A 13905-nucleotide genomic window follows, 5' to 3' on the forward strand; every position below is an offset into this window, starting at 1 on the left:
TCGGAAAATGAACGACATTGCGCATAACCTGGCACAGGTCCGGGACAAAATCTCAGCCGCCGCAGCGCGTTGCGGCCGGGCTTCAGAAGAAATTACGCTGCTTGCAGTCAGCAAAACCAAGCCTGCGAGCGCCATCGCAGAAGCCATTGACGCAGGCCAGCGGGCGTTTGGTGAAAACTACGTGCAGGAAGGCGTGGATAAAATTCGCTACTTCCAGGAACAGGGGAAGACGGATCTGCAGTGGCACTTTATTGGCCCACTGCAGTCGAACAAAAGCCGTCTGGTGGCAGAGCACTTCGACTGGTGTCACACCATTGACCGCCTGCGTATTGCGGCGCGTCTGAACGACCAGCGTCCGGCAGAGATGCCAGCGCTTAACGTGCTGATTCAGGTCAACATCAGTGACGAAAACAGCAAGTCCGGCATTGCGCTGAGCGAGCTGGATGCGCTGGCAGCCGAAGTGGCCGAACTGCCGCGCTTAGCCCTGCGCGGTTTGATGGCAATCCCGGCGCCTGAGTCAAGTTATGAAAGGCAGTTTGCCGTGGCACAGCAAATGGCTGTAGCATTTGAGGCGCTTAAAGCGCGCTATCACACGGTAGACACGCTTTCTCTGGGCATGTCGGATGATATGGAAGCCGCCATTGCGGCAGGCAGCACGATGGTGCGCATCGGCACGGCAATTTTCGGTGCGCGCGACTACTCAAAATAATAAGGAAACCTGAGGAACGCCATGAAGACGTTGACTTTCCTGCTCTCAACGGTCATTGAGCTGTACACGATGGCGCTTTTGCTGCGCGTCTGGATGCAGTGGGCCCGCTGTGATTTTTACAATCCGTTCTCGCAGTTTGTCGTGAAAATCACGCAACCTGTTGTCGGACCGCTGCGCCGTATTATCCCGGCCATGGGTCCCATCGACAGCTCGTCTCTGCTGGTGGCGTTTATTCTGAGCGTTATCAAAGCGATCGTGCTGTTTATGGTCATCACCTTCCAGCCGATTATCTGGATTGCCGCCGTTCTGATTCTGATCAAAACCGTCGGCCTGCTGATTTTCTGGGTGCTGCTGGTTATGGCGATCATGAGCTGGGTCAGCCAGGGCCGTAGCCCGGTAGAGTATGCCTTGATTCAGCTGGCCGAGCCGCTGCTGCGTCCAATCCGTAACCTGCTTCCGTCTATGGGCGGCATCGATTTTTCGCCGATGATCCTGGTTCTGCTGCTCTATGTGATCAACATGGGGATCGCTGAACTGCTGCAGTCCACGGGCGATATGCTGCTGCCGGGGCTGTGGATGGCGCTATGAGTGCAGTAAGCACCTGCGCTGACGGGCTGGTTTTACGGCTGTATATTCAGCCGAAAGCCAGCCGTGACAATATTGTTGGACTGCATGGCGACGAGTTAAAAGTCGCCATCACCGCCCCGCCGGTTGACGGCCAGGCGAACGCGCATCTGACCAAATATCTGGCAAAACAGTTTCGCGTCGCCAAAAGCCAGGTCATCATTGAAAAAGGCGAACTGGGGCGACATAAACAGGTAAAAATCCTTAATCCGCAATCTATCCCGACGGAAGTCGCGGCTCTGACAGAACAGGACTAAACCATGCAGAAAGTTGTTCTCGCGACCGGCAACGCCGGTAAAGTGCGCGAGCTGGCCTCGCTATTAAATGATTTTGGTCTGGACGTGGTCGCCCAGACCGATCTTGACGTGGATTCCGCCGAAGAGACGGGGCTGACGTTTATCGAAAATGCGATCCTCAAAGCCCGCCATGCCGCGCAGATTACGGGCCTGCCCGCGATTGCCGACGACTCCGGCCTGGCCGTAGACGCCCTCGGCGGCGCGCCGGGGATCTACTCCGCGCGCTATTCCGGCGTTGACGCTACCGACCAGCAGAATCTGGAAAAGCTGCTTGTCGCCCTGAAAGACGTTCCGGACGAGCAGCGCACCGCGCAGTTCCACTGCGTGCTGGTCTATCTGCGTCACGCGGAGGACCCGACGCCGATCGTCTGCCACGGCAGCTGGCCGGGGGTGATTACCCGTGAAGCGGCTGGCAACGGCGGCTTTGGTTACGACCCGATTTTCTTTGTCCCTTCCGAGGGCAAAACCGCTGCGGAACTGACCCGCGAAGAGAAAAGCGCGATTTCCCACCGTGGACGCGCGCTGAAACTGTTACTGGAAGCACTGCGTAATGGCTAATTTGCCACCTCTGAGTCTTTATATTCACATCCCGTGGTGCGTGCAGAAATGCCCGTACTGCGATTTCAACTCGCACGCGCTGAAGGGCGAAGTGCCGCACGATGACTACGTTGCGCATCTGCTGGCCGACCTGGACGCCGATGTACCTTACGCACAGGGACGTGAAGTTAAGACCATTTTCATTGGTGGCGGTACGCCGAGCCTGCTGTCAGGCCCGGCGATGCAAACGCTGCTGGACGGCGTGCGTGCGCGCCTGAACCTGGCAGCGGATGCTGAAATTACGATGGAAGCCAACCCCGGCACCGTTGAGGCCGACCGTTTTGTCGACTATCAGCGCGCTGGCGTTAACCGCATCTCCATCGGCGTGCAGAGCTTTAGCGAGCCGAAACTGAAGCGCCTAGGGCGTATTCACGGCCCGGAAGAGGCGAAGCGTGCGGCAAACCTGGCGACCGGGCTTAATCTTCGCAGCTTTAATCTCGATTTGATGCACGGCCTGCCGGATCAGTCGCTGGACGAGGCGCTGGACGACCTGCGTCAGGCTATTGCGCTGAACCCGCCACACCTGTCGTGGTACCAGCTCACCATCGAGCCCAACACCCTGTTTGGCTCGCGTCCGCCGGTGCTGCCGGACGACGACGCGCTGTGGGATATCTTCGAGCAGGGCCACCAGCTGTTAACGGCTGCGGGCTATCAGCAGTACGAAACGTCGGCGTATGCGAAGCCGGGCTACCAGTGTCAGCACAACCTGAACTACTGGCGTTTTGGTGACTATCTCGGGATTGGCTGCGGCGCGCATGGTAAGGTGACTTTCCCGGACGGGCGCATTCTGCGCACCGCCAAAACCCGTCACCCGCGCGGGTATATGGAAGGCCGCTACCTGGAGCGTCAGCACGACGTCGAGGCGGCGGATAAACCGTTTGAGTTCTTTATGAACCGCTTCCGCCTGCTGGAAGCCGCGCCGCGCGCGGAGTTTGCGCTGTACACCGGGCTGCCGGAATCGGTGATTCGCCCGCAGATCGACGAGGCGCTGGCCCAGGGATATCTTAAGGAATGTGATGATTACTGGCAGATCACCGAGCACGGCAAACTGTTCCTCAATTCCCTTCTTGAGCTGTTCCTCGCCGAAGATTCCTGAAGGCTGATTCAGGATTTTGCATCCCGTTCTGCCGGCTGAGGGAAAGGCTGGCAGAGTGTGGGGATGGACAAATCAAAACAACTCCGCAAACAAATGACGCCCGAAGAGTTACGCCTCTGGTATTTACTCAGGGGACGCCGCTTCTTTGGCTATAAGTTTCGCCGCCAGATGCCGATTGGTGCGTATATCGTGGATTTTGCCTGTTTTAAGGCAAAGCTGATTATCGAGCTGGACGGTGGACAACATCAGAACAACGAAATGTATGATTCACGTCGTGCTGAATTTTTGAATGTAAACGGCTGGGAAATACTACGGTTCTGGAATAATGAATTCAGGACATACGAGGAGGAGGTGTTGATGACTATTTTGCAACGACTGCACTGCCTGATGCCCTCACCCTAACCCTCTCCCACAGGGAGAGGGAACGATTACACCCTCTCCCCTGGGGAGAGGGATGGGGTGAGGGGCCCAGCGCGCAGAAACCTTACTTCAGCGTCCCCACCAGCGCCTTCCGGCTGTCTTCCAGCGACACCACGCGTTTACACACGTCTTTGCCGAACTGCTGGAAATCATCTTCCTGGTTTTTCCACTCGTTCTGAATGGAGGTTTGCAGGCCGCCCAGACTGCCCAGCACGCCCTGCAGCGGGTTACCGCCGCCTTTCAGCACCGCTTTGGCACCCATCTCGTTGATGCTGTCCTGCAGGATGCCGCCCATCGCCTGGTTCACCAGCTGCTGCCCGTCGGCACGGACCTGATCAATCGCCTTGTAGTGGAACGTCAGGCCGTCGGAGCGCGTCTCGATAATCCGGTTCATCTGTTCTTTAAGCTGCTTGTCCAGCTTCGTCAGGCGGGTGCGCATGTTGCTGCTCTCCCCCACCTCTTTAGTGATGATCTTATCCAGCGCCACGCGGCTCTTTTCGACGCGCGTCAGGGCACCTTCATTAATCCACGGCAGCGCGGTACGCAATTCGGACTGGTAGTCTTTCGCCTGCTCGCGCTGTGCGGCAGTCAGGTTGTACTGCTTGCCGTTATAGGTGACGTTCCCTTCTGGCGTAATCACCAGATTGCCGTTCTCGCCTTTGACCTGCACGGTTTGCGGGCTTAACACCACGTCATCACGCGGGGTTACGCTACATTGATAATCCGCATGGGCGGTGAATCCGGTTGCCATTAAAGCAACTGCCAGCAACGTTTTGCGCATCTTAAACACTCCCTCAGACAAAACGGGCCAGCTAATGCTGGCCCCTTACTGCTTAATTAGTCCCACCAAACGTCGAAAAGTTCGCTGACGCGGACATCTTCGAGCTTGTGGTCTTCAAGCCATTTACGGACCAGAGCCTGATGTTCTTCGGTGCATTTACCCACTTCCTGGGTGCAGATCAGACCTTCCCAGGCCAGATAGCCGCTACCGTCGAAGGCCAGTTTGTTTGGCTCGATCACCTCGTTGATGAATGCATCCACGTCCTGATCGATCTGCTCAACGCTGGTGCCTTCCGGGAAACGCCACGCAACGGAGAAGCCCACTTCCTGGAATTCTTCGATGTGCATCTTTTTACGCAGACGACGGCTACGATTCTTTGCCATTATTTCACCCTCTCGAACATTAAGTCCCATACACCGTGACCAAGACGATGGCCACGCTGTTCAAATTTCGTTACCGGACGCGATTCCGGACGCGGTACATAGTCGTTGCTCGCAGACTGGTTTTTGTAACCGTCCAGCGACGACATCACTTCCAGCATATGTTCCGCATACGGTTCCCAGTCGGTCGCCATATGGAAGACACCGCCCAGCTTCAGCTTGCTTTTAACCAGCTCGGCAAACGGCGCCTGAACGATACGGCGTTTATTATGACGCGCTTTGTGCCACGGGTCAGGGAAAAAGAGCTGAACCATGGTTAAAGAATTGTCAGGAATCATTTTGTGCAGCACTTCCACCGCGTCGTGACACATCACGCGCAGGTTCTCAACGCCCTCTTCATGGGCCGTTGCCAGACACGCACCGACACCCGGGGAGTGGACTTCGATACCGAGGAAGTTCTGCTCCGGGCGCGCTTTCGCCATGGTCACCAGCGAGGCGCCCATACCGAAGCCAATTTCCAGCGTGACCGGCGCGTCGCGACCAAACAGCTCGCTGAAATCCAGAGGCTGCTCGCTGAACTCAACGCCCATCACCGGCCAGTAGTTGTCCAGCGCGTGTTGCTGACCTTTTGTCAGGCGGCCCTGACGACGGACAAAGCTGCGAATACGGCGCAGCGGGCGACCGTTTTCATCAAATTCCGGTGAAATGACGTCGTTTTTCATAAAAGAGTTGTCTGCTTGTGAGAATGTTCGGGAAACGGGCATTATCCAAAGTTAAGGCTTCTATGCAAGCATGGGAAAGATCCGGTTTACAGCAGATTGACGCTGTGCTGCAATCTGCGTCCCTGATTATGCGAATCGATGACCATGCAAGCCTCTCAATTTTCAGCCCAGGTGCTGGACTGGTACGACAAATACGGGCGTAAAACCCTGCCCTGGCAAATTGAAAAAACGCCTTACAAAGTATGGCTCTCCGAGGTGATGTTGCAACAAACGCAGGTCGCCACGGTAATCCCTTACTTCGAGCGTTTTATGGCGCGCTTCCCGACGGTGACCGATCTGGCCAACGCCCCGCTGGACGAGGTGCTGCACCTGTGGACCGGTCTTGGCTATTACGCCCGCGCGCGTAACCTTCACAAGGCCGCTCAGCAGGTTGCGACGCGCCACAACGGGAAATTCCCGGAAACCTTCGACGAGGTGGCCGATCTCCCCGGCGTCGGACGCTCAACCGCAGGCGCTATTCTCTCTCTGTCTTTAGGCAAGCATTTCCCGATCCTCGACGGCAACGTAAAGCGCGTGCTGGCACGCTGCTATGCCGTTGACGGCTGGCCGGGGAAGAAGGACGTTGAAAAACGCCTGTGGGAAATCAGTGAAGCGGTCACTCCGGCGAAAGGGGTAGAGCGTTTTAACCAGGCGATGATGGATCTTGGCGCCATGGTCTGCACGCGCTCAAAACCCAAATGCGAACTCTGCCCGGTGAGTAACCTCTGCGTGGCGTATGCCAACCATTCCTGGGCGAAGTATCCGGGCAAGAAACCCAAACAGACGCTGCCGGAGCGCACCGGCTATATGCTGCTGATGCAGCACGGCGATGAGGTCTTCCTGGCCCAGCGTCCGCCGAGCGGTCTGTGGGGTGGTCTATACTGCTTCCCACAGTTTGAAGATGAAGACTTGCTGCGTGAATGGCTTAAACAGCGCGGGATTGCTGCCGATAACCTGACGCAGCTGACCGCGTTTCGCCACACCTTCAGCCATTTCCATCTGGATATTGTGCCGATGTGGCTTCCCGTGTCCTCCTTCGCCTCGTGCATGGATGAAGGCACCGCTCTCTGGTATAACTTAGCGCAACCGCCATCAGTCGGGCTGGCGGCTCCCGTGGAGCGCCTGTTACAGCAATTACGTGCCGGTGCAATGGTTTAGCATCGGTCAAAAAAGAGGAATGAGTATGGCCAGAACGATTTTTTGTACTTTCCTGCAGCGTGACGCTGAAGGCCAGGATTTCCAGCTTTATCCGGGCGAGCTGGGTAAACGCATCTACAATGAAATCTCCAAAGAAGCCTGGGGACAGTGGCAGAAAAAGCAGACCATGCTGATCAACGAGAAGAAACTCAGCATGATGAACCCGGAACACCGCAAGCTGCTGGAGCAGGAGATGGTGAGCTTCCTGTTCGAAGGTAAAGACGTGCACATCGAAGGCTATACGCCACCGGAAAAATAATATCGAGCGGCTGTTGCCGGGTGACGCTACGCTTACCCGGCCTACAAAACCGTAGGCCCGTGCAAGCATAGCGCCGCCGGGCAACAGCAACGACCAGGCAAACACAACACGCACTCCCGGAATGATGAAAAAACTTTTAGCGCTAGCCCTTGTTGCGCCGTTGCTGGTCTCGTGTTCGTCAAAAAAAGGCGATGATTACAACGAGGCCTGGATCAAGGACACCAACGGTTTTGACATTTTGATGGGGCAGTTTGCCCATAACATCGAGAATATATGGGGATTTAACGAAGTTCTTATTGCCGGACCTAAGGACTACGTTAAGTACACCGACGCCTATCTGACCCGTAGCCACATCAACTTTGATGAGGGGACGATCACGATTGAGACCATCGCAGGCACGGACCCTGCGGCACGACTCCGTCAGGCGATTATTAAAACCCTGCTGATGGGTGACGATCCGGGCTCTATCGATCTCTATTCCGATGCCGACGATATTACCATCTCGAAAGAGCCGTTCCTGTACGGTCAGGTTGTCGATCAGACCGGTCAGCCGATCCGCTGGGAAGGTCGCGCCACGAAATTTGCCGACTACCTGCTGCAGACGCGCCTGAAGAGCCGCTCTAACGGTCTGAAGATTATCTACAGCGTCACCATCAACCTCGTCCCGAACCACCTCGACAAGCGTGCGCATAAGTATCTGGGCATGGTGCGTCAGGCCTCGCGTAAGTACGGCGTGGATGAGTCGCTGATCCTGGCGATTATGCAGACCGAATCCTCGTTTAACCCGTATGCGGTAAGCCGTTCCGACGCCCTGGGGCTGATGCAGGTGGTGCAGCACAGCGCCGGGAAAGACGTCTTCCGCGCGCAGGGGAAATCCGGCACGCCGAGCCGCAGCTATCTGTTCGACCCGCAGAGCAACATTGATACCGGTACCGCCTATCTGGCGATGCTGAACAATGTGTACCTCGGCGGTATCGATAACCCAACGTCGCGTCGCTATGCGGTGATCACCGCCTATAACGGCGGCGCGGGCAGCGTGCTGCGCGTCTTCTCGAATGACAAAGTGCAGGCCGCGAACATCATCAACAGCATGGCGCCGGGGGATGTCTACTCCACCCTCACCACCCGCCACCCGTCTGCGGAATCCCGCCGGTACCTGTATAAGGTGAATACGGCGCAGAAAAACTATCGTCGTCGATAATCAACACACCTTCTCCTGCAAGGAGAAGGTGTTCTGCTTCCCCCCACCCATACGAAAATGTTATTTGCATCACAATCCAAACTGCAAATTAATGTGGATTGCATTTTTTTGCGGGAGGTAACAAAACATATCGTTGCCAACTGATAGAATTGCATCAAATAACAACCCTGAATGTTCCTATAACAACATATCTCCCGCTCACTTGTGAGGAAAGTAACATGAACCTTAAGCTGCAGCTTAAAATATTGTCGTTTCTGCAGTTCTGCCTGTGGGGTAGCTGGCTGACTACACTCGGCTCCTATATGTTTGTGACGCTCAAGTTCGATGGTGCGTCAATCGGTGCCGTATACAGCTCGCTCGGTATTGCGGCGGTCTTCATGCCGACGCTGCTGGGGATCGTGGCGGATAAATGGCTAAGCGCCAAATGGCTGTACATGCTTTGCCATCTGGTGGGCGCGGGGACGCTGTTTATGGCAGCCCAGGTGACCACGCCGGGGGCAATGTTCATGGTGATCCTGCTTAACTCGCTGGCCTATATGCCAACGCTTGGGCTGATCAACACCATCTCCTACTACCGCCTGAAATCCGCGGATATGGATATCGTGACCGATTTCCCGCCAATCCGTATCTGGGGCACCATCGGCTTTATCATGGCGATGTGGGGCGTGAGCTTCGCGGGCTTCGAACTGAGCCATATGCAGCTCTATATCGGTGCGGCGCTCTCCGTGCTGCTGGCGATCTTCACCCTGACGCTGCCAACCATTCCGGTGTCTAACCAGCAGAAAAACCAGAGCTGGAGCACCATGCTCGGCCTGGATGCCTTCGCGCTGTTCAAAAACAAACGCATGGCGATCTTCTTCATCTTCTCCATGCTGCTGGGCGCGGAGCTGCAGATCACCAACATGTTCGGCAACACCTTCCTGCACAGCTTCGATAACAACCCGCTGTTCTCCGGCAGCTTTATCGTTGAACATGCGTCGGTGATGATGTCCATCTCTCAGATCTCTGAGACGCTGTTCATCCTGACCATCCCGTTCTTCCTGAGCCGCTACGGCATCAAGAACGTCATGCTGATCAGTATCGCGGCGTGGATGTTGCGCTTCGGTCTGTTCGCCTACGGCGACCCAAGCCCGTTCGGTACCGTGCTGCTGGTGCTGTCGATGATTGTTTACGGCTGCGCCTTCGACTTCTTCAACATCTCCGGTTCGGTGTTTGTGGAAAAAGAAGTGAAGCCTGAAATCCGCGCCAGCGCGCAGGGTATGTTCCTGATGATGACCAACGGCTTCGGCTGTATTCTGGGCGGCGTGGTGAGCGGTAAAGTGGTTGAGATGTACACCACCAACGGCATCACCAACTGGCAGCCAGTGTGGCTGATCTTCGCGGCGTACTCGCTGGTGCTGTTCTTCGCGTTCATCGCGCTGTTCAAGTACAAGCACGTACGTGAACCGCACGGTGCGCAGCCGATCGCGCATTGATTGTTGTGCCCGGTGGCGCTAACGCTTACCGGGCCTACAAAACCAGACCGTAGGCCGGGTAAGGCGAAGCCGCCACCCGGCTATTTTATTCCAGACAGCACCCACCCCACCGACAGTAAATCCGCGCTGCCGCCCGGGCTCAGGTTCCGTTCAATCAGTGCGTTATCCATTCTGATCAACGCCTCGCGGTCCCAACCGTTAGCCAGCAGTTCCCGCGCGTAGCCCTGAACGTAGCGCAGCCCTTCCATGCCGCCGCGAGATACCAGATTGCTGTCCTGATTGACGGCCATCAGGCGTAACAGCAGGCCGTGAAGTGAATGTCCATTCCACTGCGCCAGCGCCTTACGCACCGTCGCAAAGCCGCTCTCCGCCTCACCGCGCGCGCCGGTTAAGCCGTACTGATGGAACTGTCGCTCGCCCGCCGTCGCCTGTCCGCTGCGTGCGGCCAGCTCCCGCGATACCAGCCCGCGGCAGATGTTACTCACCTCACAGCAGAGGCTGTCTGCGGAGATATTTTTCACACGCCCGGCGGCGAAGCACAGTAAACCCAGGGCAAAAATCCCGCCCTTGTGAGTGTTCACCCCGTTCGTCGCGGCATACATCGCCTGCTCGCAGGCTAGCCCCATAGGGCGGAGAAGCCGTAGCTGTTCGCCAGCGGGTTTATCCGCATGCGCGCTGCCCAGCTCGGCAAAGCGCGAAAACCACGGCGTAATTGCCACGATGCTGCGGACAAACAGCGCGTGGTCCATATCGCGATGGGAACCGTTGTTGAGCGTGTCCACCAGCCCTGGCTTGGGCGTCAGCTCCAGCTCCTGCCACAGCGCCGCTTCGGCAAGCGCGGGCACGTCAGCCGGGCGTGGTTTAGTCGCGAGCAAACCAGTCATCGATCGTCTTCTCCACGCGGGAAACCACCTGCTCAACGGGGTGGTTGCGCGAACGGGAACAGGCGTGGGCGGGCGCGTCGCAGATCAGGCAGCGCCTGAGATTCGCCCCCAGCGACTGACGCCCGACGTGGCCGTGCTGAGGACAGATCACGTCCATATCCCACAGCCTGCCGAGCGGGTGCGTCTGCTCCAGATCCGCACAGTGCGCTTTGATTTCTACCGCCGGATGGGCCACGCACCAGAGGGCTTCAGGTCCGGTCGGGAGCCACAGCACCTGACGGTCCAGCACCTGCCAGCGGTTTTCCCACAGCAGCTGGTCGCACATCTGCAGCGCTACGCCCATGGTATTGCGATAGCGCAGGCTGTCCTTGATTTCCCCTGGCGTGACCAGCGTGAGGGAAATCACCGGTTGTTGATAGTGCTCAAGCATGTCAGCCTGGCGCGCTGCGCGGCGCTCTTTCGCCGCCAGCAGTTCGTCAAGGCTGACACCCGCCCGCACGGGTGTCGCTAAAGTCATACTTCCTCCTTCACCTGTCGGACGGTGTCGATCACGCTGCCGTCGCGGTAGCGGATCACCCCGACGATTTTGTCGGTAAACTCAATCGGTTTCGGGACGCCGGTCAGGGAGATCGCCCGCTCGTACAGCGCGTTGATATCCACCACCTTCAGCCCGGCTTCCAGCAGCCGCTCGCGGATTTCAGGGCGCGCCGGGTTGACCGCGATGCCGTGATCGGTAACCAGCACGTCGATGCTTTCGCCCGGCGTGAGGCGCGTGGTAACCCGCTTCACGACAGTCGGAATGCGGCTGCGCAGCAGAGGGGCAACGACGATGGTCAGGTTCGCCGCGGCGGCCACGTCGCAGTGCCCGCCGGACGCGCCGCGCATCACGCCGTCGGAGCCGGTGATGACGTTGACGTTGAACTCGACGTCGATTTCCAGCGCGCTGAGGATCACCACGTCGAGCTGGTCGCAGCTTGCCGCCTTGCTGCCGGGGTTGGCGTAAACGTTAGTGGAGATCTCCACGTGGTTCGGGTTGCGCGCCAGCGAGGCCGCCGCCTGACCGTCAAAGCACTGGGTATCGAGCAGCTTTTCGATGAGCCCCTTCTCGTGCAGATCCACCAGGCTTCCGGTGATGCCGCCGAGAGCAAAGCGCGCCTTCACGCCGCTGCGCTCCATCTTCTCTTCCATAAAGCGGGTGCAGGCCGTGGCCGCCGCGCCGGAGCCGGTCTGCATCGAGAAGCCCGGCTTGAAGTAGCCGGAATGCTCGATCACGTCCGCCGCATAGCGGGCGATCATCAGCTCGCGCGGGTTGCTGGTGACGCGCGCCGCGCCGACGCTGATTTTCGCCGGGTCGCCCACGCTCTCGACCTGCACGATGTAATCCACCTGGTCCTGCGCCAGGCTGGCGGGCATATTCGGGAACGGCACCAGTTCTTCAGTCAGCAGCACCACCTTGCGGGCAAAGTGCGCGTCCACCATGGCGTAGCCCAGGGAGCCGCAGCACGATTTGCCGTGCGTGCCGTTGGCGTTGCCAAACTCATCGCTGCACGGCACGCCGAGAAATGCCACGTCGATATTCAGCTCGCCGTCCTGGAGCAGCTTCACGCGACCGCCGTGGGAGTGGATTTGCACCGGCTCGTCCATCAGCCCGTGGGAGATGGCGTCCGCCAGCCTGCCGCGCATGCCGGAGGTGTAAATCCGGGTGATGACGCCGCTTTCGATATGCTCGATCAGCGCGTCGTTGCAGGTCATCAGCGAGCTGGAGGCCAGCGTCAGGTTTTTGAAGCCCATCCGCGCCAGCAGCGCCACGACGGTGTTGATCACCCGGTCGCCTTCGCGAAACGCATGGTGGAAGGAGATGGTCATCCCGTCCTGCAGGCCGCAGCGCTTAACCGCCTCTTCAATCGAGGCGCACAGCTTTCGGCTGTGCTTCGCATCGCTGTCCGCCAGCCACGGCGTGGTGCTGTGGGCGGTATCAAAGGGTTTTAGGTCCCGCAGATGGGGAAAATTCACATGGAGAAGTTCAGTCTGATTCATTGTCTTATCCTTACCGACGCACGCCGGAAGCCGCCGCGCGCTCCAGCACCACCTGCGCGTGGTTAATAATCGGTGCATCCACCATTTTGCCGTTAAGCGACACCACGCCCAGGCCGTTACGCTCACCCTCTTCTGCCGCCTCAATCACCCTTCTGGCGTGATCCACCTCTTCCTGCGTCGGGGCGTAGGCGTTGTGCAGCAGGTCAATCTGGCGCGGATTAATCAGCGATTTGCCGTTGAAGCCCATCTTACGGATCAGATCGACCTCGCGCAGGAACCCGGCCTCGTCGTTAACGTCTGACCACACCACGTCGAAGGCGTCGATACCCGCCGCGCGGGCGGCGTGCAGCACGGCGCAGCGGGCGTAGAACAGCTCGGTGCCATCGCCGCGCTCGGTCTGCATGTCCATCACGTAGTCAAAGGCGGCCAGCGCAATGCCGATGAGGCGCGGAGAGCTGCGGGCAATCGCCACGGCGTTGATGACGCCAATGGCCGACTCAATCGCCGCCATCACGCGGGTGGAACCGATCTCGCGGCCGCACGCCTGCTCGATGCGCTCGAGGTGCCCCTCCAGCTCGTAGATGTCGTCCGGGGTATCGGTTTTCGGCAGACGAATCACATCCACACCTGCCCGCACGGCGGCTTCCAGATCCAGCAGGCCAAACGGCGTGCTCAGCGGGTTAATGCGCACCACGGTTTCGATATCCTGATACATCGGATGCTGCAGCGCGTGGAACACCAGCATGCGCGCGGTATCCTTCTCGCGCAGGGCAACGGCGTCCTCAAGGTCAAACATGATGGAGTCGGGACGGTAGATAAAGGCGGTGGAGAGCATGGCGGCGTTAGCGCCCGGCAGGAACAGCATGCTGCGGCGGAGTTTGCTCATTTCAGCGCCCCCCAGTTGATGGCCTGTTCATCGGCGGCACGCATCAGCGCGCTTTGCAGACGGGCGCGGATCACACAGTCCAGCGCCCCTTTGTCTTCAATAATGATTAATCCCTGGTGCACGTTCATGGCGCGCAATGTGTCGTTGACCACCTGGCGAATGTGCTCGCCAAACTGCTTAATCACTTCGCTGTGGATGACGATCTCCAGCTCGCCGTGAGCGGGCGCGATTTTCACCATCAGGTCGCTGGACTCCTGCGTTCCGGCCAGCGCCTCCCTTACAATTTTCATGATAAATTCCTG

18 protein-coding genes are annotated in these 13905 nt (G+C 58.2%); 10 read left to right on the forward strand and 8 right to left on the reverse strand.

The annotated features are described in order from the left end of the window. Positions 1-7: 7 nt before the first annotated feature. The 6 genes from V1572_RS21365 (at position 8) to V1572_RS21390 (ending at position 3724) form a co-directional block, all read left to right on the forward strand. On the forward strand, positions 8-709 hold the full coding sequence (locus V1572_RS21365; protein ID WP_395299566.1) for a YggS family pyridoxal phosphate-dependent enzyme: 702 nt from the start codon (positions 8-10) through the stop codon (positions 707-709). 21 nt (positions 710-730) lie between these two features. Then, positions 731-1297: a YggT family protein gene (locus tag V1572_RS21370; protein WP_063622418.1), complete on the forward strand. Its 567-nt coding sequence runs from the start codon at positions 731-733 to the stop codon at positions 1295-1297. Next, positions 1294-1590, forward strand: a complete 297-nt coding sequence (gene yggU, locus V1572_RS21375; protein ID WP_045909934.1) for a DUF167 family protein YggU — start codon at positions 1294-1296, stop codon at positions 1588-1590. Before V1572_RS21370 ends, yggU begins: the two co-directional genes overlap by 4 nt. A gap of 3 nt (positions 1591-1593) precedes the next feature. After that, the gene (locus V1572_RS21380; RefSeq protein WP_223539540.1) at positions 1594-2187 is read left to right on the forward strand and encodes an XTP/dITP diphosphatase; all 594 of its coding nucleotides are present in this window, start codon (positions 1594-1596) and stop codon (positions 2185-2187) included. Then, positions 2180-3322 (forward strand): radical SAM family heme chaperone HemW, encoded by a 1143-nt coding sequence (gene hemW, locus V1572_RS21385; protein ID WP_395299567.1) that lies wholly within the window; start codon positions 2180-2182, stop codon positions 3320-3322. The genes V1572_RS21380 and hemW overlap by 8 nt, the downstream gene beginning before the upstream one ends. 63 nt (positions 3323-3385) lie before the next feature. Then, positions 3386-3724: an endonuclease domain-containing protein gene (locus V1572_RS21390; protein ID WP_262796669.1), complete on the forward strand. Its 339-nt coding sequence runs from the start codon at positions 3386-3388 to the stop codon at positions 3722-3724. Positions 3725-3806: 82 nt separating this feature from the next. On the opposite strand, the gene V1572_RS21395 is transcribed toward V1572_RS21390, so the two are convergent. The 3 genes from V1572_RS21395 to trmB are packed head-to-tail and all read right to left on the reverse strand — an operon-like array spanning position 3807 to position 5625. Further along, positions 3807-4523, reverse strand: coding sequence for a DUF2884 domain-containing protein (locus V1572_RS21395; RefSeq protein ID WP_008499762.1), 717 nt, complete (start codon positions 4521-4523; stop codon positions 3807-3809). A 56-nt stretch (positions 4524-4579) separates the two neighbouring features. Then, positions 4580-4906, reverse strand: coding sequence for a YggL family protein (locus V1572_RS21400; protein WP_003862421.1), 327 nt, complete (start codon positions 4904-4906; stop codon positions 4580-4582). After that, a complete protein-coding gene (gene trmB, locus V1572_RS21405; RefSeq protein ID WP_025760376.1) occupies positions 4906-5625 on the reverse strand; it encodes a tRNA (guanosine(46)-N7)-methyltransferase TrmB in 720 nt (239 codons plus the stop codon). Before trmB ends, V1572_RS21400 begins: the two co-directional genes overlap by 1 nt. A gap of 144 nt (positions 5626-5769) precedes the next feature. Between trmB and mutY the strand changes: the two genes are divergently transcribed. From mutY to V1572_RS21425, 4 genes are all read left to right on the forward strand, one after another. Further along, positions 5770-6822 carry an A/G-specific adenine glycosylase gene (gene mutY / locus V1572_RS21410; RefSeq protein WP_395299568.1) on the forward strand — a complete coding sequence of 351 codons (1053 nt, stop codon included), beginning with the start codon at positions 5770-5772 and terminating at the stop codon, positions 6820-6822. A 25-nt stretch (positions 6823-6847) separates the two neighbouring features. Continuing rightward, the gene (locus V1572_RS21415) at positions 6848-7120 is read left to right on the forward strand and encodes an oxidative damage protection protein (RefSeq protein ID WP_008499765.1); all 273 of its coding nucleotides are present in this window, start codon (positions 6848-6850) and stop codon (positions 7118-7120) included. 124 nt (positions 7121-7244) lie between these two features. Continuing rightward, positions 7245-8321: a membrane-bound lytic murein transglycosylase MltC gene (mltC, locus tag V1572_RS21420; RefSeq protein ID WP_014885201.1), complete on the forward strand. Its 1077-nt coding sequence runs from the start codon at positions 7245-7247 to the stop codon at positions 8319-8321. A gap of 218 nt (positions 8322-8539) precedes the next feature. Further along, positions 8540-9796 carry a nucleoside permease gene (locus tag V1572_RS21425; protein WP_008499767.1) on the forward strand — a complete coding sequence of 419 codons (1257 nt, stop codon included), beginning with the start codon at positions 8540-8542 and terminating at the stop codon, positions 9794-9796. Between the two features lie 80 nt (positions 9797-9876). Here V1572_RS21425 and citG read toward each other — a convergent pair whose 3' ends face one another. The 5 genes from citG to citD are packed head-to-tail and all read right to left on the reverse strand — an operon-like array spanning position 9877 to position 13893. After that, complete coding sequence (gene citG, locus V1572_RS21430; protein WP_395299569.1) at positions 9877-10680, reverse strand: triphosphoribosyl-dephospho-CoA synthase CitG; 804 nt, start codon at positions 10678-10680, stop codon at positions 9877-9879. Next, positions 10658-11197, reverse strand: coding sequence for a citrate lyase holo-[acyl-carrier protein] synthase (gene citX, locus V1572_RS21435; RefSeq protein ID WP_395299570.1), 540 nt, complete (start codon positions 11195-11197; stop codon positions 10658-10660). Before citX ends, citG begins: the two co-directional genes overlap by 23 nt. Further along, positions 11194-12717, reverse strand: a complete 1524-nt coding sequence (gene citF / locus V1572_RS21440; protein WP_395299571.1) for a citrate lyase subunit alpha — start codon at positions 12715-12717, stop codon at positions 11194-11196. The genes citX and citF overlap by 4 nt, the downstream gene beginning before the upstream one ends. Positions 12718-12727: 10 nt before the next feature. Beyond that, positions 12728-13603 (reverse strand): citrate (pro-3S)-lyase subunit beta, encoded by an 876-nt coding sequence (gene citE, locus V1572_RS21445; RefSeq protein WP_023344877.1) that lies wholly within the window; start codon positions 13601-13603, stop codon positions 12728-12730. Then, a complete protein-coding gene (gene citD / locus V1572_RS21450; protein ID WP_021242087.1) occupies positions 13600-13893 on the reverse strand; it encodes a citrate lyase acyl carrier protein in 294 nt (97 codons plus the stop codon). Before citD ends, citE begins: the two co-directional genes overlap by 4 nt. Positions 13894-13905 lie beyond the last annotated feature (12 nt).

Origin of the sequence: Enterobacter quasiroggenkampii (assembly GCF_043972695.1) — a bacterium.
Lineage (GTDB): Bacteria > Pseudomonadota > Gammaproteobacteria > Enterobacterales > Enterobacteriaceae > Enterobacter > Enterobacter quasiroggenkampii.